General features: G+C 67.1%; 23 protein-coding genes and 2 tRNA genes. 15 read left to right on the top strand and 10 right to left on the bottom strand.

Annotated features, from left to right (window positions below; translation table 11 throughout):
* Positions 1–7 precede the first annotated feature (7 nt).
* Genes yidC through rpmH form a run of 4 tightly spaced genes read right to left on the bottom strand, consistent with a single transcriptional unit; the run spans position 8 to position 1,921 of the window.
* Positions 8–1,081, bottom strand: a complete 1,074-nt coding sequence (gene yidC, locus ACTJJP_RS11650) for a membrane protein insertase YidC (protein WP_440775175.1) — start codon at positions 1,079–1,081, stop codon at positions 8–10.
* Between the two features lie 2 nt (positions 1,082–1,083).
* Positions 1,084–1,440, bottom strand: a complete 357-nt coding sequence (gene yidD / locus ACTJJP_RS11655) for a membrane protein insertion efficiency factor YidD (RefSeq protein WP_440775176.1) — start codon at positions 1,438–1,440, stop codon at positions 1,084–1,086.
* Positions 1,437–1,775, bottom strand: a complete 339-nt coding sequence (rnpA, locus tag ACTJJP_RS11660; RefSeq protein WP_440775177.1) for a ribonuclease P protein component — start codon at positions 1,773–1,775, stop codon at positions 1,437–1,439. The genes yidD and rnpA overlap by 4 nt, the downstream gene beginning before the upstream one ends.
* Before the next feature lie 8 nt (positions 1,776–1,783).
* The gene (gene rpmH / locus ACTJJP_RS11665; protein WP_055952712.1) at positions 1,784–1,921 is read right to left on the bottom strand and encodes a 50S ribosomal protein L34; all 138 of its coding nucleotides are present in this window, start codon (positions 1,919–1,921) and stop codon (positions 1,784–1,786) included.
* A 294-nt stretch (positions 1,922–2,215) separates the two neighbouring features.
* Between rpmH and dnaA the strand changes: the two genes are divergently transcribed.
* The 10 genes from dnaA to ACTJJP_RS11715 all read left to right on the top strand — a co-directional run bounded on the left by dnaA (position 2,216) and on the right by ACTJJP_RS11715 (position 12,892).
* Positions 2,216–3,643, top strand: a complete 1,428-nt coding sequence (dnaA, locus tag ACTJJP_RS11670; RefSeq protein WP_440775178.1) for a chromosomal replication initiator protein DnaA — start codon at positions 2,216–2,218, stop codon at positions 3,641–3,643.
* A gap of 450 nt (positions 3,644–4,093) precedes the next feature.
* Positions 4,094–5,245, top strand: a complete 1,152-nt coding sequence (gene dnaN, locus ACTJJP_RS11675; protein WP_440775179.1) for a DNA polymerase III subunit beta — start codon at positions 4,094–4,096, stop codon at positions 5,243–5,245.
* 46 nt (positions 5,246–5,291) lie between these two features.
* Positions 5,292–6,446 carry a DNA replication/repair protein RecF gene (gene recF, locus ACTJJP_RS11680; protein WP_440775180.1) on the top strand — a complete coding sequence of 385 codons (1,155 nt, stop codon included), beginning with the start codon at positions 5,292–5,294 and terminating at the stop codon, positions 6,444–6,446.
* Positions 6,439–6,927, top strand: coding sequence for a DUF721 domain-containing protein (locus tag ACTJJP_RS11685; protein ID WP_440775181.1), 489 nt, complete (start codon positions 6,439–6,441; stop codon positions 6,925–6,927). Before recF ends, ACTJJP_RS11685 begins: the two co-directional genes overlap by 8 nt.
* A 119-nt stretch (positions 6,928–7,046) precedes the next feature.
* Positions 7,047–9,083 (top strand): DNA topoisomerase (ATP-hydrolyzing) subunit B, encoded by a 2,037-nt coding sequence (gene gyrB / locus ACTJJP_RS11690; protein WP_440775182.1) that lies wholly within the window; start codon positions 7,047–7,049, stop codon positions 9,081–9,083.
* Between the two features lie 61 nt (positions 9,084–9,144).
* A complete protein-coding gene (gyrA, locus tag ACTJJP_RS11695) occupies positions 9,145–11,775 on the top strand; it encodes a DNA gyrase subunit A (RefSeq protein WP_440775183.1) in 2,631 nt (876 codons plus the stop codon).
* A complete protein-coding gene (locus tag ACTJJP_RS11700; protein ID WP_058231963.1) occupies positions 11,772–12,173 on the top strand; it encodes a DUF3566 domain-containing protein in 402 nt (133 codons plus the stop codon). Before gyrA ends, ACTJJP_RS11700 begins: the two co-directional genes overlap by 4 nt.
* Before the next feature lie 68 nt (positions 12,174–12,241).
* Positions 12,242–12,315 (top strand) — tRNA-Ile (locus ACTJJP_RS11705).
* 13 nt (positions 12,316–12,328) lie between these two features.
* Positions 12,329–12,401 (top strand) — tRNA-Ala (locus ACTJJP_RS11710).
* A gap of 62 nt (positions 12,402–12,463) precedes the next feature.
* A complete protein-coding gene (locus tag ACTJJP_RS11715) occupies positions 12,464–12,892 on the top strand; it encodes an NUDIX hydrolase (protein WP_440775184.1) in 429 nt (142 codons plus the stop codon).
* 6 nt (positions 12,893–12,898) lie between these two features.
* Here ACTJJP_RS11715 and ACTJJP_RS11720 read toward each other — a convergent pair whose 3' ends face one another.
* The gene (locus ACTJJP_RS11720) at positions 12,899–13,372 is read right to left on the bottom strand and encodes an aminoacyl-tRNA deacylase (RefSeq protein ID WP_440775185.1); all 474 of its coding nucleotides are present in this window, start codon (positions 13,370–13,372) and stop codon (positions 12,899–12,901) included.
* Positions 13,369–13,941, bottom strand: coding sequence for a DNA helicase (locus tag ACTJJP_RS11725; RefSeq protein WP_243501492.1), 573 nt, complete (start codon positions 13,939–13,941; stop codon positions 13,369–13,371). The genes ACTJJP_RS11720 and ACTJJP_RS11725 overlap by 4 nt, the downstream gene beginning before the upstream one ends.
* Positions 13,942–14,041: 100 nt before the next feature.
* Between ACTJJP_RS11725 and ACTJJP_RS11730 the strand changes: the two genes are divergently transcribed.
* The gene (locus tag ACTJJP_RS11730) at positions 14,042–14,599 is read left to right on the top strand and encodes a peptidylprolyl isomerase (protein ID WP_440775186.1); all 558 of its coding nucleotides are present in this window, start codon (positions 14,042–14,044) and stop codon (positions 14,597–14,599) included.
* Positions 14,600–14,617: 18 nt separating this feature from the next.
* Entirely contained in the window at positions 14,618–15,547 is a 930-nt protein-coding gene (locus ACTJJP_RS11735) for a rhomboid family intramembrane serine protease (protein WP_440775187.1), read from the top strand.
* 54 nt (positions 15,548–15,601) lie between these two features.
* On the opposite strand, the gene ACTJJP_RS11740 is transcribed toward ACTJJP_RS11735, so the two are convergent.
* Complete coding sequence (locus tag ACTJJP_RS11740; RefSeq protein WP_440775188.1) at positions 15,602–15,841, bottom strand: cell division protein CrgA; 240 nt, start codon at positions 15,839–15,841, stop codon at positions 15,602–15,604.
* Positions 15,842–15,895: 54 nt separating this feature from the next.
* Here ACTJJP_RS11740 and ACTJJP_RS11745 point away from each other — a divergent pair, with 54 nt between their 5' ends.
* The 3 genes from ACTJJP_RS11745 to ACTJJP_RS11755 are packed head-to-tail and all read left to right on the top strand — an operon-like array spanning position 15,896 to position 17,522.
* Positions 15,896–16,714: a class E sortase gene (locus ACTJJP_RS11745; RefSeq protein WP_440775189.1), complete on the top strand. Its 819-nt coding sequence runs from the start codon at positions 15,896–15,898 to the stop codon at positions 16,712–16,714.
* Complete coding sequence (locus ACTJJP_RS11750) at positions 16,714–16,869, top strand: hypothetical protein (RefSeq protein WP_200936071.1); 156 nt, start codon at positions 16,714–16,716, stop codon at positions 16,867–16,869. The genes ACTJJP_RS11745 and ACTJJP_RS11750 overlap by 1 nt, the downstream gene beginning before the upstream one ends.
* On the top strand, positions 16,866–17,522 hold the full coding sequence (locus ACTJJP_RS11755; RefSeq protein WP_440775190.1) for an anthranilate synthase component II: 657 nt from the start codon (positions 16,866–16,868) through the stop codon (positions 17,520–17,522). Before ACTJJP_RS11750 ends, ACTJJP_RS11755 begins: the two co-directional genes overlap by 4 nt.
* Here the strand turns inward: ACTJJP_RS11755 and pknB are convergent.
* Genes pknB through ACTJJP_RS11770 form a run of 3 tightly spaced genes read right to left on the bottom strand, consistent with a single transcriptional unit; the run spans position 17,494 to position 22,433 of the window.
* Positions 17,494–19,194: a Stk1 family PASTA domain-containing Ser/Thr kinase gene (gene pknB / locus ACTJJP_RS11760; protein ID WP_440775191.1), complete on the bottom strand. Its 1,701-nt coding sequence runs from the start codon at positions 19,192–19,194 to the stop codon at positions 17,494–17,496. The genes ACTJJP_RS11755 and pknB overlap by 29 nt on opposite strands.
* A 30-nt stretch (positions 19,195–19,224) precedes the next feature.
* On the bottom strand, positions 19,225–20,982 hold the full coding sequence (locus tag ACTJJP_RS11765) for a protein kinase domain-containing protein (RefSeq protein WP_440775192.1): 1,758 nt from the start codon (positions 20,980–20,982) through the stop codon (positions 19,225–19,227).
* On the bottom strand, positions 20,979–22,433 hold the full coding sequence (locus ACTJJP_RS11770) for a peptidoglycan D,D-transpeptidase FtsI family protein (RefSeq protein WP_440775193.1): 1,455 nt from the start codon (positions 22,431–22,433) through the stop codon (positions 20,979–20,981). Before ACTJJP_RS11770 ends, ACTJJP_RS11765 begins: the two co-directional genes overlap by 4 nt.
* Positions 22,434–22,454 lie beyond the last annotated feature (21 nt).

Raw genomic sequence — 22,454 nt, forward strand, 5'->3', positions numbered from 1 at the left:
CCGGAGGTCAGGAAGCGGGTGCGGATCCGGGACCGCCGGCGGCTCCGCCCGCGGCACCGGTGTTCTTGGTGGTCTGTTGCTTCTTGGCGCGCTGCTTGCCGACGGGCTGCTGACGCTTCGGAGCCGCCGCGCGTGCGCGCTCGGCCTCCTCGAGCAGACGCTGCTGTTCGGCCTGATACTTCTCCATCGGAACGACCTTGCCGGCCGCATCGATGGCTTTCCCCTTACGTGCCAGCCGCTCCTCGCGCGCCTTCGCTGCGTCTGAGCCGGGTGTGGGCATCTCGCGGATGACGATGAACTGCTGGACCATCGTCCACAGGTTGCTGACGAACCAGTAGATGACGACACCGAGGGGGAAGAAAACACCCGAGAAGATGAAGGCCAGCGGCAGGATGTACAGCATGATCTTCTGCATCTGGTACGCCTGACCGGTCTTGGCTTCGGGCGACAGGTTCTTCGAGATGATCTGCAGCTGCGTGAAGAACTGCGACGCGATCATCAGCACGACGAGCGTGAGCAGAATCGCGACGGTGATCTGACCGTCGGCCTGACCCCAGGCCGTGACCAGGTTCACGTGCATGGATGCCACGTCGAACAGGCGGGCGTCGTAGAACTCACGCGTCAGCTCGGGCGTCAGCAGGCCGACGCCTCCCTGGTTGTTCGTGGCGTGCTTCGCGACGTCGTTCAGCACACTGAAGAGGGCGAAGAAGATCGGCATCTGCACGAGCAGCGGCAGACAGCTGGAGACAGGTGTGGTGCCGTGCTTCTTGTACAGCGCCATCGTCTCGCGGCTCATGGCTTCGCGCGAGAGCTGGTCCTTCTTCCCGCGGTACTTCTCTTGGACCTTGCGCAGCTCCGGAGCGATCTCCATCATCTTGCGCTGGCTCTTGATCTGCTTGACGAAGAGGGGGATCAGCGCAGCGCGCACGATGAGGACGAGACCGACGATCGAGAGCACCCACGTCAGGCCGGCCGCGGGCGCCATGCCGAATGCGGTGAAGAGCGAGTGCCAGCCGACGAGCACGAGCTCGACCGCCCATTTCAGCGGCCAGAGGATGGTCCCAATGAGATCGAATTGCACGATCAGTCCTTTCGGGCGGGCACGACGAATCCGTGCCGAGTGAGTTCGTGGCGGAAGGCCCGGTGAGGACGGACGTCGTCGATGCCACCCTGAGCCCAGGGATGACACCGTGCGAGACGGGCGGCGGTCAACGCGACGCCCTTCACGAGTCCGTGCTGCTGCACGGCGCCCACCGAGTAGGCGGAGCACGAGGGGTAGTACTTGCACACGTCGCCGTAGACGTGCGAGATCGTCGACCGGTAGGCATGCAGGAGCGCGAGGCCGGCGTTCCGGGGGAGAAGTGGAACGGATGCCAAGGCCGCCCCGGCCGTGAGCCGGCCGGACCCCGTGGCCGATGCGGGGAGGGTCGAAGCGCTCATGCCGACGCTTTCCGTTCGAGACACCGCACGACGTCTGCGCGGAGCGACTCGTAGTCGGCCGCCGCCGCCGAGGGCAGGACGCGGATGACGATCGAGGCGCCCCCGCGGATGGACGGGAGCGCCTCGGCGCACACCGCTTTGAGGCGGCGGCGAATGGTGTTGCGTGTGACGGCGGAGCCGACCTGGCGGCTCACGATGAAGCCGAAACGCGGTGCATCGGTCTCAGCCGAGGATCCGACGTAGGTGACGGTGTGCGCTCCGGCACAACGAGAACCCCGTCGGACTGTGGCTTTGTAGTCCGATCCGCGGGTGAGTCGGTTCGGCTTCGCGAGCACCGGGTCTGTCAGGCCGAGAGCTCGGTGCGGCCCTTGGCGCGACGCGCCGAAAGGATGCCGCGGCCGGCACGCGTGCGCATGCGGGCACGGAAGCCGTGCTTCTTGGCGCGGCGACGGTTGTTGGGCTGGAAGGTGCGCTTGCTCATGGGTCACTCCGGAGGTGGTGTCGCCCGATGCTCTTCTGCCGGGGACGGGGTCGGGACTGCCTTATAGGCATAAGTCAACCGACTAAGGCTACGTCGTGAGGGGCGTTAACTCAAACCGAGAACGCGACCGCCCATTATCCCCAGGCGTTGTCCACAAGCATGGCAAAGACACGCGGCCGGGTCCTACAGTGGATTTTGCTCCGCGAGAGCCGCGAACTAGCGTGGCCCCGGAAGTTATCCACAGGCTCGGCGCGACTCGTCGATCGCCCGTCGCGTCTAGATCCCGGAGGGGATATGTCTCTGCACGAAGTACCGGATGTCCCCGTCTGGTCAGCCGTGCTGGACCATCTTCTCACCGACGACCGCGTCACCCCGCAGCTGCACGGCTTCCTCAATCTGGCCGTTCCGCAAGGCGTCATGGGCGGCACTCTCTACCTCGACGTCCCCAACGACCTCACTGCGGCGCAGTTCAACAAGCGCATGCGCGCACCCATCCTCGAAGCCCTCGCCCAGGTGCAGGGCAGTGACCCCGACGTGGGCACGTTCCGTGTCGTGGTCAATCCCGACATCGTCGAGTCCCACCGCGCCGGTGGTTCGGTGGGCGGGGATCGAACCACCTCGTCTCCGACGATCGCCGTGCACTCGAACGTCATCGATCAGGCGCCGGAACCGATCGTTCCGGCATCGCGCAACGACACACGCCTGAACCCCAAGTACACCTTCGACAACTTCGTCATCGGCCAGTCCAACCGCTTCGCCCACGCGGCGGCGGTGGCGGTCGCCGAGGCGCCCGCCAAGGCGTACAACCCGTTGTTCATCTACGGCGACTCCGGTCTCGGTAAAACACACCTCCTCCACGCCATCGGCGACTACGCCGCGAGCATGTACGCCGGCATCCGCGTGCGCTACGTCTCGAGCGAGGAGTTCACGAACGACTTCATCAACTCGATCGCGAACAACCGCGGCTCGGCGTTCCAGGCGCGCTATCGCGATGTCGACATCCTCCTCATCGACGACATCCAGTTCCTGCAGGGGCGCGCCGAGACCCAGGAAGCCTTCTTCCACACCTTCAACACCCTGCACGATCACGACAAGCAGGTCGTGATCACCAGTGATCTGCCGCCGAAGCAGTTGACGGGTTTCGAAGACCGCATGCGCAGCCGCTTCGAGTGGGGTCTGATCACCGACGTCCAGGCGCCCGACCTCGAAACCCGTATCGCGATCCTCCGCAAGAAGGCGCAGAGCGAACGACTGCTCATCCCCGACGATGTGCTCGAGTACATCGCGACGGTCGTCTCGTCGAACATCCGCGAGCTCGAGGGCGCACTCATCCGGGTGTCGGCATTCGCCAGCCTCAACCGGTCGACGCTCGACATGTCGCTCGCTCAGACGGTCTTGCGCGACATCATCGACCAGGACGACGCCAACGTCATCTCGCCGACCGACATCATCACGGCGACGGCGCAGTACTTCAAGCTGTCGGTCGACGATCTCTACGGCTCGAGCAGATCGCAGGCCGTCGCGACAGCGCGCCAGATCGCCATGTACCTCTGCCGGGAGCGCACGAGCTTGTCGCTGCCCAAGATCGGGCAACTGTTCGGCAACCGCGACCACACGACGGTCATGTACGCCTACAAGAAGATCAGCGACTTGATGAAGGAACGACGGTCGATCTTCAACCAGGTCTCGGAGATCACGAGCCAGCTCGGCCGGATGCGCTGAGCGACGTTCTCCCGAGGGGGCCGATCCACGATCGTGGATCGGTCCCCTTTGTCTTTTTCGCCCGCTGATCAGGCATACAAGGCCATACGGACGGCATTTCTCACGAGGTTCTTCACAGTGTGGAAAACCTGTGGATAACTCGACTTTCCTGCGGATGACGTGTGCACGAATGCCTTGACCCTGTGGACGGGCGCGCCGCGACCCTCGCGTCCACGCTGTTAACAGCACAGGCTCTCCGCGATCCGTCCACAACCGCCGACCCTCTCCTTCCCTGCTGTTAACACGGATGGCGAGAGTTATCCACAGAGTCCACAGCTGTTAACAAGATGAAGACTCCATCTCTTTGTTAAGGCGGATTCGATGACCTTGCCGTGCCGACAGCGCTCGGCGTGCCCGTCGCAGAGGGGGCACTAGCATGGGAAAGCCATACCCGCCGTCAAGGGAGCACCCGTGAAGTTCCACGTCAATCGCGATGTGTTCAGCGAAGCCGTCTCGTTCGTGGTCAAGCTCCTGCCCCAGCGCAACCCGCAACCGATCCTGGCCGGTGTGCTCATCGAAGCCGGCGAACAGGGACTCACCCTGGCCGCCTTCGACTACGAAGCCTCTGCGCGCACGACGATCGAAGCCACCGTCGACGAACCGGGCACGATCCTCGTCCACGGCCGTCTGCTCAGCGACATCGCGAGCCGTCTCCCGAATGCACCGATCCAGATCACAGTCGACGACGACGGGGGGATCCTGCTCACGTGTGGCTCGGCGCGATTCACACTCGCCTCCATGCCCGTCCAGGAATACCCCGCGATCCCCGAGGTCTCCGGCGAGTCCGGCCTGGTGCCCGCCGACGAGTTCGCCACGGCGATCGCCCAGGTCGCTTTCGCGGCCTCACGCGACGACGTGACCCCGGTGCTGACCGGCGTGCAGCTCGAGGTCACCGGCACGCAGCTCAGCCTGGTCGCCACCGACCGGTACCGCGTCGCGCTCCGCGAGATTCCCTGGGACGGCGGTTCGGCGGCATCCGATGAGCCGACCTCGGCCCTGGTGCCCGCGCGCACTCTGCAGGAGGTCGGCAAGACCTTCGCGCACGGCGGCGACATCTCGATCGCCTTCTCGGGGTCCGGCGACCGCGAGATCATCGCGTTCTCGTCGGGCAACAAGACGGTGACGTCGCTGCTGATCAAGGGCAACTTCCCGCCGGTTCGTCGGCTCTTCCCCGCTCAGACGGAGCACCACAGCGTCGTGAACACCGCCGATCTCGCCGAGGCGGTGCGCCGAGTCGCGCTCGTGCTCGACCGGTCGGCGCCGTTGCGTTTCACATTCGGGCCCGATGGCGTCTCGATGGACGCGTCCGGAACCGAGCAGGCGCGGGCGACCGAGTCCGTGGACGCGACGCTCGTGGGCGACGAAGTGACTCTGGGGCTCAATCCGCAGTACCTCCTCGAGTCGCTGGGCGCGGTGCGGAGCGAGTTCGCCCGGATCACGTTCACCTCGAGCGACAACGCCAACAAGCTCAGCCCGGTCCTGGTCACTCCTCAGACCTCGATCGACAAGGGCGGCGAAGGCTCGTTCAAGTACCTTCTGCAGCCAAACCTGCTGCTGCGCTGAGACGCCGTCCCCCTGCCGTGTCGGAGGGGGCGGGTAGTCTGACCCGGTGATCGTGGAGCAGCTCGGACTGAAGGACTTCCGCAATTACGCGGAAGCCGACGTCTCTCTCCTCTCCGGTGCGAACGTCTTCGTCGGTCGGAACGGTCAGGGCAAGACCAATCTCGTCGAAGCCGTCGCCTGCCTGGCGACCCTCGGTTCGCACCGGGTGTCCTCCGATGCTCCCCTCGTGCGCGACGGGACGGAGGCCGCGATCGTCCGGGCACGGCTCGCGCACGGCGAGCGCACGGTGCTTCTCGAGCTCCAGCTCAACCGACAGGGAGCGAACAGGGCCCGAGTCAATGGCGTCAATGTGCGCACCTCCGAACTCCCGCGCTACGCGCAGGTCGTGCTGTTCGCTCCCGAGGACCTCCAGATCGTCCGCGGCGACCCCTCGGCTCGGCGCCGGTTCGCGGACCAACTGGTCGTGCAGCGCACGCCGCGCATGGCCGCGGTGCTCGCCGATTACGACCGCGTCCTCCGTCAGCGTGGCGCGCTGCTGAAGTCCGCGAGGGCTCGGGGGCTTCGCGGCGACGCTCTCAGCACGCTGGACGTCTGGGACGACAAACTCATCACCCTCGGTACGGAGGTGATCGAGGCGCGTCTGGCGTTGGCATCCGATCTTTCCGAGCCCGTCGCCGTCTCCTATGCGGCGATCGCGGGCGCTGATCACGAACCGCGTCTGTCGTGGGCGCTGTCAGTGGGCGGGGGCGACCCCGAGGAGGGAAGCCCGGCGGCCGCGGATCGCTCGTCGGGTCCGCTCGCCGAGCAGTTCCGCGCGGCACTCGCCGCTCGGCGTTCCGCGGAGCTCGAGCGCGGGCTCACCCTCGTCGGTCCCCACCGCGACGATCTGGTGCTCCAGGTACGCGGCCTGCCCGTGCGGGGATACGCCTCGCATGGAGAGTCCTGGTCGGTCGCCCTGGCCCTGCGACTGGCATCCGCGGAGCTCCTGCGCGCGGAGTCGCGGCTGGGAGACCCGGTGCTCATCCTCGACGACGTGTTCGCCGAGCTCGATGCCGGACGCCGAACCCGCCTGGCCGAACTCGCAAGCGGTTTCGAGCAGGTCATCGTCACCGCGGCCGTCGAAGAAGACGTGCCCGACGCCCTCCGGGCCCATGTGGTGCGCGTCGACGCAGGCCGGATCGTGGAGTCCGACCATGACTGACGAACCCGACCTGCCCGAGACGATGGCCACCTACCTGCGGCTGCGCGGTCTCGAGCCGACTCCCTACCGCAAGAAGAAGCGCCGGCGACGCGCGGATGACGGAGAGAACGCCCCCTTCACGCCCGGGCGCGATCCGCGCGGCCTCGGCGACGTCCTTTCTGCGCTCACCCATTCGGCGGGGTGGGAGGCTCAGCTGTCGCGCGAGGATCTCGTGCGCACGTGGGATGAAGTGGCGGGAGCGGACACGGCAGCGCACACGCGTCCGGTGGCACTGGATGCCGGCACCCTCACGGTCCAGGCCGACTCCACAGCCTGGGCCAAACAGCTCCAGCTCATGCGCGCGCACATCCTGTCGGAGATCCTCAGACGTTTCCCCGAGGCGGGTGTCGAGGCGATCCGCTTCGTAGGGCCGGACGTCCCCTCTTGGAAATGGGGGCCCAGAGCCGTTCCAGGCCGCGGTCCACGCGATACCTACGGCTGATCCATGGTCGATCCCGATCCGACGTGATTTATCCCCGCGTAGGGGCGTACACGCCATTTCGAGGACCGGCGCGCGGTAAGATGGGAGTTCCGACGAATCGATCTGGAGCGCGTTCACTCATGACGTCCGAAAACCCCGACACCGTTTCCGAGGAACCCGAAGCGACCACCCCCGCGAAGGTTCCCAACGAGTACGGGGCAGACGCCATCCAGGTGCTCGAGGGGCTCGAGGCCGTTCGCAAGCGTCCCGGGATGTACATCGGGTCCACGGGCGAGCGCGGGCTCCACCACCTCGTGCAGGAGATCGTCGACAACTCCGTCGACGAAGCCCTCGCCGGCTACTGCGACACGATCGACGTCACGATCCTCAGCGACGGTGCCGTCCGCGTGATCGACAACGGACGCGGCATCCCTGTCGACATGCACCGCACCGAGGGCAAGTCGACCGTCGAAGTCGTTCTCACCGTGCTGCACGCCGGAGGCAAGTTCGGCGGCGGCGGCTATGCCGTGTCGGGCGGCCTGCACGGCGTGGGCTCCTCCGTCGTGAACGCCCTGTCGACGCGCCTCGAAGTCGAGGTGCAGCGTCAAGGTCACGTCTGGCGCCAGTCGTTCCGCGACGGCGGTGTGCCGCTCGCCCCCCTCGCGAAAGAGGAGGAGAGCGAGAAGACGGGCACGACCATCACCTTCTGGCCGGATGCCACGATCTTCGACACCGTCGACTTCGACTACGACACGCTGCGCACGCGCTTCCAGCAGATGGCGTTCCTCAACAAGGGCCTTCGCATCAGCCTGCGCGACGAACGCCCTCAGTCGATCGTGACCGAGGGGGAGCCGGGCGAAGAGGTGACGGCGCCGCGGCACGACTCGTTCCTCTACGAGCGCGGACTGGTCGACTACGTCGAGCACCTCAACCGCGTGCGCAAGGCCGACGTCGTCAACGACGAGATCATCGAGGTCGAGTCCGAGGACACCGATCGCAAGATCGCGCTCGAACTGGCGATGCAGTGGACCACGGCGTACACCGAGAACGTCTTCACCTACGCCAACACCATCAACACCCACGAGGGCGGCACCCACGAAGAGGGTTTCCGCGCTGCGCTGACGACGCTCGTCAACCGCTACGCACGCGCGAACAACCTTCTCAAGGAGAAGGACGACAACCTCACCGGTGATGACATCCGCGAGGGTCTGACCGCCGTCATCTCGGTCAAGCTGTCGGAGCCGCAGTTCGAGGGTCAGACCAAGACCAAGCTCGGCAACACCGAGGCTCGCGCGTACGTGCAGAAGGTGGTCGGCGACAAGCTCGGCGACTGGTTCGACCGCAACCCGGGGCAGGCGAAGAACATCATCCGCAAGGCGATCGACGCCGCAACGGCTCGTCTCGCCGCCCGCAAGGCGCGCGAGACCGCCCGTCGCAAGAGCGTGTTCGAGTCGGCCGCGATGCCCGACAAGCTCAAGGACTGCACGTCGAAGGATCCCTCGATCAGCGAGATCTTCCTCGTCGAGGGTGACTCGGCCGGCGGGTCGGCGGTGCAGGGACGCGACCCGCACACCCAGGCGATCCTGGCGCTGCGCGGCAAGATCCTCAACGTGGAGCGTGCGCGCCTCGACCGCGCCCTCGGCAACAAAGAGGTCCAGGCGATGATCCAGGCCTTCGGCACGGGTATCGGCGAAGACTTCGACATGGCGAAGGCGCGGTACCACAAGATCGTCCTGATGGCGGATGCCGATGTCGACGGCCAGCACATCACGACGCTGCTGCTGACGCTGCTGTTCCGCTACATGCGCGGACTGATCGAGGCCGGTTTCGTCTACCTCGCCCAGCCCCCGCTCTACCGGCTGAAGTGGTCGAACCACCCGCACGAGTACGCCTACAGCGACCGGGAACGCGACGCGATGCTCGTCGACGGCCAGGCGTCGGGTCGCCGGATCCCGAAGGACAACGGCATCCAGCGCTACAAGGGTCTCGGCGAGATGAACGACCACGAGCTCTGGGAGACCACCATGGACCCGGAGACCCGCACGCTCAAGCAGGTCACGATCGACGACGCCGCCTCAGCCGACGAGATCTTCTCGGTGCTCATGGGTGAAGACGTCGAATCGCGTCGAACCTTCATCCAGCGCAACGCCAAAGACGTCCGCTTCCTCGACATCTGATCGCGTCGGCGCGACCTCACGGCACCGACAGACGACGCACGCACTACGGAACTGAGAAGACATGGCTGACGACATCACTCCCGAGCCCCCCCGAGCGCCCGAAGAGGCGGCTCACAATCACGGCAAGATCGACCAGGTCGACCTTCAGCTCGAGATGCAGCGGAGCTACCTCGACTACGCGATGAGCGTCATCGTCGGGCGCGCTCTGCCCGACGTGCGCGACGGCCTCAAGCCCGTGCACCGCCGGGTGATCTACGGCATGTACGACGGCGGCTTCCGTCCCGACAAGTCGTTCTCCAAGTGCGCGCGCGTCGTCGGCGAGGTCATGGGGCACTACCACCCGCATGGTGACGCCCCCATCTACGACGCCCTCGTGCGACTGGTCCAACCGTGGTCGCTGCGCTACCCGCTCGCTCTGGGCCAGGGCAACTTCGGCTCTCCCGGCAACCAGGGTGCCGCCGCCCCGCGGTACACCGAGACCAAGATGGCTCCCCTCGCGCTCGAGATGGTGCGCGACATCGAAGAGGAGACCGTCGACTTCGAGGACAACTACGACGGTCAGACCCAGGAGCCGACCGTCCTTCCGGCGCGCTTCCCCAACCTGCTCGTCAACGGTTCGGTCGGCATCGCCGTCGGAATGGCGACGAACATCCCGCCGCACAACCTCCGCGAGGTCTCGTCCGGCGCGCTGTGGGCGCTGGAGAACCCGGATGCCACGCGCGAGGAACTCCTCGAGGCGCTCATGCAGCGCATTCCGGGCCCCGACTTCCCGACGCGCGCGCAGATCCTCGGAACGCGCGGCATCAAAGACGCGTACCGCACGGGTCGCGGCTCCATCACGATGCGCGCGGTGGTCAACATCGAAGAGATCCAGGGCCGTACGTGCCTGGTGATCACCGAGCTCCCGTACCAGGTCAACCCCGACAACGTCGCGGTCAAGATCGGCGACCTCGCACGTGAGGGCAAGATCACGGGTGTCGCCGATATCCGCGACGAGAGCTCTGGACGTACCGGTCAGCGCCTCGTCGTCGTGCTCAAGCGCGACGCCGTGGCCAAGGTCGTGCTGAACAACCTCTACAAGCACACGCAGCTGCAGGAGAACTTCGGCGCGAACATGCTGGCGATCGTCGACGGCGTGCCGCGCACGCTCTCGCTCGACGGCTTCATCAGCCTGTGGATCGACCACCAGGTCGAGGTCGTCGTCCGCCGCACGCGGTACCGCCTGCGCAAGGCCGAAGAGCGCATGCACATCCTGCGCGGCTATCTCAAGGCTCTCGACGCCCTCGACGAGGTCATCGCCCTCATCCGTCGCTCGCCCACGGCCCAGGATGCCAACGAGGGGCTGCAGAAGCTCCTCGACATCGACGACACCCAGGCGCAGGCCATCCTCGACATGCAGCTGCGGCGTCTGGCCGCTCTCGAGCGTCAGAAGATCGTCGACGAAGCCACCGAGCTCGAGGCACGGATCGCCGACTACAACGACATCCTCGCCACGCCCGGCCGCCAGCGCACCATCATCCGCGACGAGCTCACGGCGATCACCGACAGGTTCGGCGACGACCGTCGCACCGAGATCCTGCACGGCTTCGACGGCGACGTCTCGATCGAAGACCTCATCGCCGAAGAAGAGATGGTCGTCACCGTCACCCGCGACGGCTACATCAAGCGGACCCGCAGCGACAATTACCGGTCCCAGCATCGCGGTGGCAAGGGTGTGAAGGGTGCGCAGCTGCGTGCCGACGACGTCGTCGAGCACTTCTTCGTGACCACGACGCACCACTGGTTGCTGTTCTTCACCAACAAGGGCCGGGTGTACCGCTCCAAGGCCTACGAGGTTCCCGAGGCCGGTCGGGATGCCAAGGGCCAGCATGTCGCGAACCTGCTGGCGCTGCAGCCGGACGAGGAGATCGCCCAGATCCTGGACATCCGCGACTACGAGGTCTCGACCTACCTGGTCCTCGCCACACGCGCCGGCCTGGTGAAGAAGACACGTCTGTCGGAGTACGACACCAACCGCCAGGGCGGCGTGATCGCCATAAAGCTGCGCGGTCAGGTCTCGGAGGACGGGGACGACACCGAGCAGGGCGGCGCCGACGAACTGGTCAGCGCGATGCTGGTCGACGAGGGCGATGACATCCTCCTCATCAGCCGTCTCGGCATGTCGCTGCGATTCTCCGCCACCGACAGCGCGCTGCGCCCCATGGGTCGCTCGACCTCGGGGGTGAAGGGCATGGACTTCCGCGAGGGAGACAGTCTGCTCTCGGCATCCGTCGCCAAGGACGACGAGTTCGTGTTCGTGGTGACCGAGGGCGGCTACGCCAAGCGCACCGCCGTCACCGAATACCGCATGCAGAACCGTGGCGGCCTGGGCATCAAGGTGGCCCGTCTGACCGACGATCGTGGTGTCCTCGCGGGCGGCATGATGGTCTCCGAGGGCGATGAAGTCCTCGTGGTTCTTGCCAGCGGCAAGGTGGTACGCTCCTCCGTGGCCGAGGTGCCTGCCAAGGGACGCGACACGATGGGTGTCGTCTTCGCCCGGGCCGGTGGCGACGATCGCATCATCGCGATCGCGCGCAATGCCGAACGGAACCTGGCCGAGACGACGGAGACGACCACGGAGCCTCCCGCATCCCCTGCGGATGAGGCCGACGCCTCCGCTCCCGAGACCCCTGAGGAAAGTACTGACGCATGAGCACGGTAGCTGACAAGCTTGCGAAGAAGTCGACTCACAAGACCCCGGCCAAGCAGGTGCGACTGCGCCTGGTATACATCGACTTCTGGTCGGCCGTGAAGTTGTCGTTCCTCGCGGCAGTGGCTCTGGCCATCGTCACCGTGGTCTCTTACTTCCTGCTCTATCTGGTCGTCGCAGCGACTCTGCTGCCGAGGCTCGACGAGTTCTTCACCAGCTTCACCGATGGCGGAGCGACGTTGTCGCAGTACGTCGGACTGCCCCAGGTGATGGCGTTCGCGGCGATCATCGCCATCCTCAACCTCGTCGTCGTCACGGTGCTCGGCGCCGTGATGGCGGGGATCTACAACCTCGCGGTGAAGGTGACGGGTGGCCTGCTCGTCGGGTTCACCTCGAACTGACGTCGATTCGTGAAAACCTCGGGATTCCGGTAAAGTCTTCGAGGTTGACGTGATCACGTCGGCGAGACGGGGCTATAGCTCAGGCGGTTAGAGCGCTTCACTGATAATGAAGAGGTCCCAGGTTCAAGTCCTGGTAGCCCCACCCCTTCTCTCGCGGGGCCTTAGCTCAGCTGGTAGAGCGCCTGCTTTGCAAGCAGGATGTCAGGAGTTCGAATCTCCTAGGCTCCACAACCTCGAAGAGCCGGTCCACAGGACCGGCTCTTCGTTTTCCTCTTCGCTAGAGTCTGGTCATGGACATGCGGGTCGCCGCGTACGCCGTCGTCACCGACGCCGACGACCGCGTGCTGCTCGCTCACTGGGTCGACGGGCGGCGAGCCGCGTGGACACTGCCCGGTGGCGGGCTCGAGGCGGGGGAGGACCCCGTGCAGGCCGTACGCCGCGAGGTACGCGAAGAGACCGGGTTCCGGGTCTCGGTCGGCGACCTGCTCGGAATCCATTCGCGGGTGATCCCCGCCGAAGCGCGTCTGGCCGACGGTTCGTCCGGCCCGTTGCACACCCTGCGCATCGTGTACCGCGCGCGGATCGTGGGCGGCAGGCTCCGCAATGAGACCGACGGCTCGACCGACCGAGCGGAGTGGTTCACTCTGGGGGCAGCCAGAAAACTGCGCCGGGTGCAGTTGGTCGACATCGCACTGCGGATGGCGGGCCTGCGGTCGTGACGTGCGTCAGGCGCGTTCCGAGGTGATGTCGGCGACGACCGCGTCGTAGGCGGCGATCAGGTCATCGGCGTCGACGAACACGCTGTAGCCGTGCGCGCCGGCTCCGAGAGCGATCCGGGTGCCCCGGATGCGCTCATCGGCATAGACCGGCCAGGCGGTGGAACTGCCGATCGGCACGAGGGTCCCGCGCTCGTAGCCCGTCGCCGCGAGTGCCAGCTCGGGTTCGGGAAGGCGAAGCTTGTTCACGCCGACCACCGCGCGGAGCTTGGGCCATGAGATCGCCCGGTCTCCGGGAACGAGGGCGAAGAGGTAGCTGTCGTCGGACCGCTTCACGACGAGCGTCTTCACGAGGGACGCGGAGGGGATGCCGAGGAGTTCGGCCGCCTCGTCGAGGCTGGATGCCGGGGGTCGCTCGCGGACATCGACAGAGAGGCCGCGCTCGCGCGCGGCCTCTCTGACTCTGATGGTGGGATCGCTCACGCGTCCGGCGCGCGCAGCGGGTCGTCCGCCACCCACAGTTCGTCATCGGCGCGCAGCGTCTGCCAGGCGGCGTACGCGACGCCGGCAGCGGCGACGACGCCGAGGATGATGGCGATGACACCTCCGGCACCGATGCCGTCGTGCTGCGACGGCAGCTTCTTCGCGAGGCGCTTCGATGCCTGCTTGCCGTACTTCTCGGCGCGCTTGGCGTACTTGTGGGTGTCGAGCTCGAAGCCCTTCCCCTTCGCGAGGCGGTCACGCGTGTCGCCCGCGGCGTCCCACACCGACAGGGCACCGCCCACGACAGCACCGGCGGCCGGAACGACCTTGTTGCTGAGGAAGCGATTGCTGTACTTCACGCTCTTGTCGACGTACGGTGCGGCGTACTTGCTGTAGCCGTCCTGTACGGCGGGGACGAGATCTTCGCGGCTGAAGCGACCGAGCTGGTGGCCGGCTTCGCGAGCGACCTTCCCGCTCTCGCCCAGCAGCACCTGCTGCGACTCCCACACCTTGGCGGCGTGCTTCTGGAGCTTGCGCAGTTCCTTCTTGCTCTTGCGGCTGAGGCCCACGGCTCATCCTCCCTGTCGATGGGATGTACGTCCGATCATCTTGCCAGACCGGGCCGCTCGGCCCGCCGACCCTTGCAGATAACTCTGAGAGAATGTACCCATGGCCAACCACACCGCCGTCGCGACCCTGCACACCAATCATGGCGACATCGTCGTCAACCTGTTCGGAGACCACGCTCCCCGGACCGTCCGCAACTTCATCGGTCTCTCCGATGGGTCGCAGGAGTGGACGAACCCGGCGACGGGTGCCAAGGGCGACGGTCCCCTGTACAAGGACGTCATCTTCCACCGCATCATCCCCAACTTCATGATCCAGGGCGGCGACCCGCTCGGTCAGGGCATCGGCGGACCCGGCTACAACTTCAACGACGAGATCAGCCCCGAGCTCGACTTCACCCAGCCCTACAAGCTCGCCATGGCGAACGCGGGTCTCCGCCGCAACGCCATCACCGGTCAGCCCGAGGGCACGAACGGCTCGCAGTTCTTCATCACCACCGACCCGACGCCGTGGCTTCAGGGCAAGCACACGATCTTCGGCGAGGTCGCGGACGACGCCTCGAAGGCCGTTGTCGACGCGATCGCCGCCGTCCCCACCGCCGCCGGCGACCGTCCGATCGAGCCTGTCGTGCTCACCTCGGTCGACGTCGTCTCGGTCTGACCGCACGGGCGGCGGCGGGTGTCCACCACCGAGGAGTTCCGTCGCAACAGCGACAACTTCTGCTACCGGCATCCTGACCGGCAGAGCTTCGTGCTGTGCCAACGGTGCATGCGCACCGTCTGTTCGGAGTGCCGCACCCCCGCCGCCGTCGGCGTCATCTGCCCGGAGTGCATGGCGCAACAGCAGGCCGCCCAGACGCCCGCTCAGAAGAAAGCCGAGCGACGCTGGGGCTCACGATCGCGGCCGATGGCCGTGGTCGCTGCCGGTCGCCCGCGCGCGACGCTCGCCATCGTGGCGGTGACCGGACTCGTCTACATCATCGGTCTGATCCCGGGCGTCGGCGGACTGGTGTCGAATCTGCTCGCGTTCAACAGCATCTTCGTGCTGCCCCAAGCGGGAGTCTTTCAACCGTGGCGGCTCTTCACCGTCGCGCTCGTCCACAGCGGGTTCTTCCACGTCGGCCTGAACATGCTGGCGTTGTGGTTCATCGGACGCAGTCTCGAGCCGATGCTGGGCCGCGCGCGCTTCGTGTTCCTCTACCTCTTGGGGACGCTGGGCGGATCGGTGGCCGTGGCGCTGCTGGCTCCCGGTGTCTGGACGGTCGGAGCGTCGGGGGCGATCTTCGCACTGTTCGGGGCGTTGCTCGTCATCGGGCGCCACATCGGCGCCGACATCCGCGTGATCGGCATCCTGATCGCCATCAACTTCGCGTGGCCGTTCGTCCTCGCGGCCATCAACACCATCGGTTCGGGTGACTTCATCGGATCGCTGACCGCGGTGGGCATTTCGTGGCAGGCCCACCTCGGCGGGCTGATCACCGGCGCACTGGTCGGACTGATCTACGCCCGTACGCGCACCGCATCGCGGCGCGGTGTGCAGATCGGGTCGCTTGTGGGGCTCGGAATCGCGCTGCTTGCGGTTCTCGCGATCCCGGCTGTGTTGTTCTGAGCGAAGTTATCCACAGGCTCATCCACAGGTGGGGATGAATTACACCGGTGTAAGTCAGCGCCACCGGGTGGTCATGAGGAAGCCCACGAAGGCGATGCCGAAGCCGATCACGAGGTTCCACGCGCCGATACCGGGGATGGGGAACGTGGAGTTGCTGAGGTAGAAGACCAGCACCCAGACCAGCCCGACCAGCATGAGACCGATCATGATGGGCAGGAACCACACCGGGTTCGGAGCCGAATTGCCGTCGGTGCGTTCTGCGATCGGGTCGTCGCCATTGCCAGTTCGAGCCATGCGCCACAGTCTAATGCTCAGCGGTCTCCGAACCCGCGGAACTAGAATCGCCCCGTGCAGACCGACACGCAGCCGCTGACCCGCCGTGATCGGCGCGCTGCGGCGTCGCCGCCGCCCGCACCCGCCGCCCGTCGACGCGTCTCGATCATCGGGGTCATCGGCGATCTGCTCGTCACGGCAGGGGTCCTCGTGCTGCTGTTCGTGGTCTGGCAGTTGTGGATCGGCGACGCGATCATCGGGGCCCAGTTCAAGGACGAGGGCAGACAACTGAGTCAGCAATGGGCGGCCGACCCTCAGCTCCCGGCGCCGAGCGCATCGGCTTCACCCGTGACCCCCGATCAGCCCGCCGGACCGCCGACGGCCGAGCCGCCCGCGCTCGCGCAGCCGGGCGATGCCGAACGCTTCGGCGTGGTCCACATTCCGCGGTTCGGCCCCGACTACCTCTTCACCGTCGCGGGTGGTGTGAGCGCATCGCGCACCCTCGACCCGATCGGCCTCGGACACTACCCCGACACCGCCATGCCCGGTGCCGTCGGCAACTTCGCCATCGCCGGGCACCGGGGCAGTCACGGCGCCCCCTTCGCCGATCTACCCTCGCTTCGCGTGGGGGATGCGGTCGTCGTAGAGACCGAAGCGGGGTGGTTCACCTACCGGTACCGCAACCTCGAATACGTGCGGCCCGACGGAGTCGACGTTCTGCTCCCACTGCCGCAGCAGCCTGAGGTGCAGGCGACCGATCGCATCATCACCATGACCACCTGCAGCCCGCGCTATGGCTTCTCGGAGCGCGCGATCGCGTACGGCGTCTTCGAGTCGTTCACTCCCCGCACCGACGCGGGCCCGCCGCTTTCCCTCACCACTGGAGCAGCCTGATGTACGGAGCCCTCTGGCGAGTCCTGCCCGGTCCCTGGTGGATCCGACTCCTGATCGTCCTCGTGCTGCTCGCCGCGGTGCTCTACGGGCTCTTCTTCTACGTCTTCCCCTGGGTGAGCGACATCGTCTATCCCCAGGAGGTCACGGTCGAGTGACCGCGTGGCGCGTCGCGGTCGTCGACAACCGCGACAGCTTCGTGCACACCCTGGCCGGCTACGTGCGCGACCTGGGAGCCGAGACCGTGCTATACACCGCGGACGACCCGGGACTTCCTGGTCGGATCGTCCACGAGGTCGACGCGATCCTCATCTCACCCGGCCCCGGACACCCGGATGACGCCGGAACCTCGGTCGACGTCGTGCGAGCGGCCTCCGCGGTGGGCATCCCCGTGCTCGGCGTCTGTCTGGGTCACCAGGCGATCGCCACGGCCTTCGGCGCTCGCGTGGGACACGCCCCCGAACTGCTGCACGGGATCACCAGCGTCATCCGCCACGACGGGGCTGGCGTCTTCCGCGACCTCCCTGACGGGTTCGTGGCGACCCGCTACCACTCCCTCGCCGTCGACCCCGACACCCTTCCCGCCGAACTCGAGGTGACCGCGCGCACCGAGGGGGGCGTGGTCATGGGCCTCCGGCACCGTCGGGCGCCCATCGAAGGGGTGCAGTTCCACCCGGAGAGCGTGCTCACCGAGGGTGGCCACCTCTTGCTCGGCCGTTGGCTCGAAAACGCCGGTCTGCGGGGTGCCGCAGCACGAGGCCGGGGACTTCACCCCCGCGGGGTCAGGAGCCCGAGCATACCGTCAGCGTGATCTCGCTGTGGACAGGTACCTCGCCCGGTGCCAGCGACTGCGTGGCGACTGTCGGCGGGGTCGCGGCCCGGCATCCGGGGTCGTCCTGTCGCTTGACCGTCAGCTGCTTCTCGTCGGACTCCAGCTCGCGCTGCGCCGCCTCGAGGGTGTACCCGGTGTAGTCCACGATCACGACCTGACCACTGGCGATGACGAGGTTGACCGTCGTGCCCTTGGCTACGGCGGAGCCGGACTCGAGATTGGAGGAGATGACCGTCCCCTCGGCCAGGGCGGGGTCGTTCTGGCGGCGGATGGATCCGACCGACAGACCGGCCGCCTCGATGGAGGACCGCGCCTCGTTCTCGTTGATTCCCTCGAGCAGGGGAACGGTGGCGGTGTCGGGACCGGTGGAGACGTAGACGGTGATCTTCTGGCCCGCAGCCACGGTCGTGCCCGCCTCGGGCACCGTGCTCACCACGTTGCCCGCCGCGATCTCTTCGTCGGATTCGTTCACGCGCGCCGTGGTCAGCTGTTGGCCGGTCAGGGTCTCGGCGGCGCGCTCGTACGACATGTCGACGACGTTCGGCACCGAGAGCGAGGTCGTCGGAACCTCGTCGTTCGGCTGGATCTGCATCACCCAGATCAGCACGGCGATCAGGAGCACCGCGAGCACACTCACTCCGGCCCAGATCCACGCCACCGGGGGACCCGCCTGCGTACGCCGCATCGTCGTGTCGGTGCTGAGCTGACGCAGGGAGCGGGCGGTTTCGGCCGCCTGTCGGGGGTTCGGCCCGTACAGCTCGTTCGAGAGTGCCGACATCTGGCGCTTCGTGGGCGCCTTGCCGTCGGCGGTCTCGTCCAGTGCTTCGCGGAAGCTCGCCGCATCCTGCGGACGCTGGAACGGGTCTTTCGCGAGGGCGCGGAGCACGATGGCATCCAGTGCCCGCGGGACGGACTCGTCGATCTCGCTGGGCGGGAGGGGCGCCTCACTGACGTGCTGGTACGCGACGGCGACCGGCGTGTCACCGCGGAACGGCGTGCGTCCGGTGAGCAGCTCGTAGAGCACGACGCCCGTCGAATACAGGTCGGCGCGAGCGTCGACAGACTCGCCCTTGGCCTGCTCGGGGGAGAAGTACGCGGCGGTCCCGACGATCGCCGTGGTCTCGGCGACGGTGGACGAGGAGTCGGACACCGCGCGGGCGATGCCGAAGTCCATGACCTTCACGCGTCCGGACTCGGTGATCATGACGTTGCCCGGCTTGATGTCGCGGTGGACGACCCCCGCTCTGTGGGAGTACTCCAGCGCCTCCAGGATGCCGTCGACGTAACGCAGCGCGTCGTCGGTCGGTACCTTCCCCTGCGCGATGACGTCCTTCAGGAGGCGCCCGTGTACGAGCTCCATCACGATGTAGGGGACGGGCCGCTCCACGCCGTCGACACCGGTCTCGACGTCTTCACCCGCATCGAAGACGCGCACGATGGTCGGGTGCGCCATGCGCGAGGCCGCCTGCGCCTCGAGCCGGAAGCGCGTGCGGAAAGCCGCATCGCCGGCCAGGTCGGACTTCAGGACCTTGATGGCGACCGTGCGGCCGAGCGTCTGATCGTATCCGCGGTAGACGCTCGCCATCCCGCCGCGACCGATGAGGTCGTCGACACGATAGCGCCCGGAGAGGACGCGCGTCTCAGTGGTCACGAATGGAGCTCCTGGCGTGAAAGCGGGTGGTCAGTTGGTCGTCGCGGTGGGAGACGGCGTGGGCGTGCTGTTGCCGCCCGTGATCGTCGCCGAGGCCTCGCCCGAGGGGCCGGCCTGACGGTCGGGGCTTCCCGAGCAGCTGACGGTGTAGGTGACCCGCAGCGTCTGGCCCGCGGAATTGCTGACCTTCAGGGCGGCGTTGCGCGCGTCGGGCGCGAAGGACGCCGTCGACTGACCGTTGGTGTCGAACGTGCCGTTGGTCGCCGTGAAGTTGTACGAGGTCACCGAACCGGTACCCGACGGGCACGTGTACTGCTGCCACGACACCTGGATGTCGCTCCCGGCCGCGACCGACGCGCTCGGGAGGGTCGGGGTGCCGGGGGTCTCGAGCGGCGTCTGCTCCGCGTAGAAACGCACCGTGATGGTGGTCCCCGCTTCGACTCCGCCGGTCGGGTTCACGTTGTAGATGAGTCCGACGTCGCTGGCCTGGGTCGCCGCGTTGCCCACCTGGCAGTCGGCGACGAGGTCGTTCTCCTCGAGGATGGCGCGGGCGTCGTCGCACGTCTTGCCCTCGAGCCCGAGCGACGACACTTCGATGCGCTGCGAGCTGGGCGTCGGTGTCGGTGTCGCCGAGGTCTGCGAGGGCGTCGGCGTCGGCGTCGGAGTGGCGATTGTGGGGGCGGGCTCGGGCTCGCTCTGGTTGGAGATGACGTTGAAGAGCGTGACACCCAGGACGAGGGCCAGCAGCGCGATCAGCGCGATCAGGGGCCACGTCCACCGCGAGCGCTTCTTCTGCGGGGCGGGGTCTTCTTCGATGTGCTCCTCGGTCAGCAGCGAGGCCGCCGCGGCCGGCGTCGGCATCAGCCGCGTCGCGGCCGACGTCTGACCCGCGGTCAGCAGCTGCGTGGCCTCATCGGCCACTGCGGCACCCGCGGCGACGGCCGGAACGGCGGCGGCGGCCGCCGTGAGGTCTCCGCGGCGGAGCGCGGTCGCCGCACGCGACACCGCGGCCGAGGACGCGGGTCGGTCATCCGGCTTCTTGGCGATCATCGCCATGACGAGGTTCTGCACCGGCACCGGAACGGTGGGCGGCAGCGGCGCGGGCTGTTCGTTGATCTGGGCCATCGCGATGGCCACCTGCGACTCGCCCGTGAAGGGGCGCTTACCGGCCAGGCTCTCGTACGCGACGATACCGAGCGAGTACGTGTCGGTCGCGGGCGACGCGGGGTGACCCGACGCCTGCTCGGGCGAGAGGTACTGCACGGTGCCCATGACCTGGCCGGTAGCCGTCAGCGGTACCTGATCGGCGATGCGGGCGATGCCGAAGTCGGTGATCTTCACCCGCCCGTCGGGGGTGATCAGGAGGTTTCCCGGCTTGATGTCGCGGTGCACGAGACCGGCGGCATGCGCGGCCTGAAGGGCTGCGGCCGTCTGGGCGACGATGTCGAGGGTCTTGTCGGTCGACAGGGATCCGTCGCGCTCGAGGATCGTGGAGAGTGCTTCACCGGGGACGAGCTCCATGACCAGGAACGCGCTGCCGTCTTCCTCGCCGTAGTCGAACACGCTCGCGATGCCCTCGTGATTGACGAGGGCCGCGTGCCGGGCCTCGGCGCGGAAGCGCTCGAGGAAGCCGGGGTCGCCCATGTACTCGTCTTTGAGGATCTTGATCGCGACGGTACGCCCGATGACGTGGTCGGTCGCTTCCCAGACCTCGCCCATGCCGCCGATCGCGATCCGCGACTCGAGCTCGTACCGCCCGCCGAAGGTCACACCCTGTGTCGGTCTCATGTACCCAGCACCGCCTCCATGACCTTCTTCGCTATCGGGGCGGCGATCTCGTTGCCGCTCCCGCTCTGCCCCTGGCCTCCACCGTTCTCGACGACCACGGCGACGGCGACCCGGGGGTCGTCCGCCGGCGCGAAGCCGGTGAACCAGAGAGTGTAGGGACGGGAATCGTTCTCCGCGGTACCGGTCTTACCCGCTACCTGGACCCCGTCTATTCTTGCATTCGAAGCCGCGCCGTCCTGGACGTTCGCCGTCATCATCGACACCATCTGCGCCGCGATGTCGGTATCGAGCGCCCGCCCGAACTCGCTGCTGGTTCCCTCGCTCGCGACCGACAGGTCGGGTCGGATCACTCGATCGATCATGCGCGGGTTCATCACCAGACCGCCGTTCGCGATGCCCGCCGACACCATCGCCATCTGCAGCGGCGTCGCGCGCACGTCACCCTGACCGAAGCCGCTGAGGGCGGTCTGGGGAGCGTTCGGGGACTCGGGATAGGTGGATGCCGTGGACTGCAGCGGCATCGTGAACTGCGTGTTGAATCCGTACTTCTCGGCCTCGGCGCGAATGGCGTCATCGCCCAGGTCCACCGCCAGCTCGGCGAACGGGATGTTGCAGCTCAGCCGGAGAGCCGTGGCGATGGTGACGGTGTCGCCCTCGCCGCAGGTGCCGCCGCCGGCGTTGCTGACGACGTTCGTCGACTGGGGGAGCGTGTACGCCGCGAGGTTCGGGAAGGCGGAGTCGGGGGTGTAGCGACCGGATGCCAGTGCGGCCGAGGCCACCACCAGCTTGAACGTCGAGCCGGGCGGGTTCAGATCGCCCTCGATGGCCCGGTTGTCGAGTGGCTTGGACGCATCGGCGACGAGCTGGTCGTACGCCGCGTTCACGGCATCCGTGTCGTGCGACGCGAGGGTGTTCGTGTCGAAGCTGGGTTTCGAGACCATCGCCAGGATGCGGCCCGTCGACGGTTCGATCGCCACGACCGCACCCTGCTGATCGCCGAGGGCGTCCCACGCCGCCTTCTGCACGGCGGCGTCGACCGAGAGCTCGACGTTGGCGCCGCGCGGCAGCTGCCCGGTGGCCGCGCGTTCGATGCGCGAGAAGTAGTCCGCGTTGTCGGAGCCGCTGAGCACGCCGTTCTCGGTCGCCTCGATGCGGGTCTTCGAGTCGAGCACCGGGTTCATGTAGCCGGTCACGGGCGCCCACATCGCGGCATCCGTGTACTGGCGCTGCCAGCTGAAGACGTCGCCGGAGGGAACCGAGGAGGCGATGGCGGTGCCGCTGGCGATGATCGAACCGCGCTGGACCTCGTAGGAGTCGTAGAGGGCGCGCGTGTTGCCGGCGGTGTTGGTCAGGTTGGCGGCCTGGACCACCTGGATGATGCTCGTCGAGGTGAACAGCGCCAGGAACATGGCGAGCATGACGATGCTGAGGCGGCGGAGCTCTTTGGTCACGGTGCCTCCTTCGTCGTCGGG

The sequence above is a fragment of the Microbacterium sp. 22296 genome (genome assembly GCF_052045385.1).
In the GTDB taxonomy this organism is placed as follows: Bacteria; Actinomycetota; Actinomycetes; order Actinomycetales; family Microbacteriaceae; genus Microbacterium.

Coding starts and splice junctions, on each gene's coding strand:
- yidD (WP_440775176.1), bottom strand. CDS start 1,440: ATGAGCGCTTCGACCCTCCCCGCATCGGCCACGGGGTCCGGCCGGCTC.
- rpmH (WP_055952712.1), bottom strand. CDS start 1,921: ATGAGCAAGCGCACCTTCCAGCCCAACAACCGTCGCCGCGCCAAGAAG.
- dnaA (WP_440775178.1), top strand. CDS start 2,216: ATGTCTCTGCACGAAGTACCGGATGTCCCCGTCTGGTCAGCCGTGCTG.
- ACTJJP_RS11685 (WP_440775181.1), top strand. CDS start 6,439: ATGACTGACGAACCCGACCTGCCCGAGACGATGGCCACCTACCTGCGG.
- gyrB (WP_440775182.1), top strand. CDS start 7,047: ATGACGTCCGAAAACCCCGACACCGTTTCCGAGGAACCCGAAGCGACC.
- gyrA (WP_440775183.1), top strand. CDS start 9,145: ATGGCTGACGACATCACTCCCGAGCCCCCCCGAGCGCCCGAAGAGGCG.
- ACTJJP_RS11700 (WP_058231963.1), top strand. CDS start 11,772: ATGAGCACGGTAGCTGACAAGCTTGCGAAGAAGTCGACTCACAAGACC.
- ACTJJP_RS11715 (WP_440775184.1), top strand. CDS start 12,464: ATGGACATGCGGGTCGCCGCGTACGCCGTCGTCACCGACGCCGACGAC.
- ACTJJP_RS11730 (WP_440775186.1), top strand. CDS start 14,042: ATGGCCAACCACACCGCCGTCGCGACCCTGCACACCAATCATGGCGAC.
- ACTJJP_RS11740 (WP_440775188.1), bottom strand. CDS start 15,841: ATGGCTCGAACTGGCAATGGCGACGACCCGATCGCAGAACGCACCGAC.
- ACTJJP_RS11750 (WP_200936071.1), top strand. CDS start 16,714: ATGTACGGAGCCCTCTGGCGAGTCCTGCCCGGTCCCTGGTGGATCCGA.
- ACTJJP_RS11765 (WP_440775192.1), bottom strand. CDS start 20,982: ATGAGACCGACACAGGGTGTGACCTTCGGCGGGCGGTACGAGCTCGAG.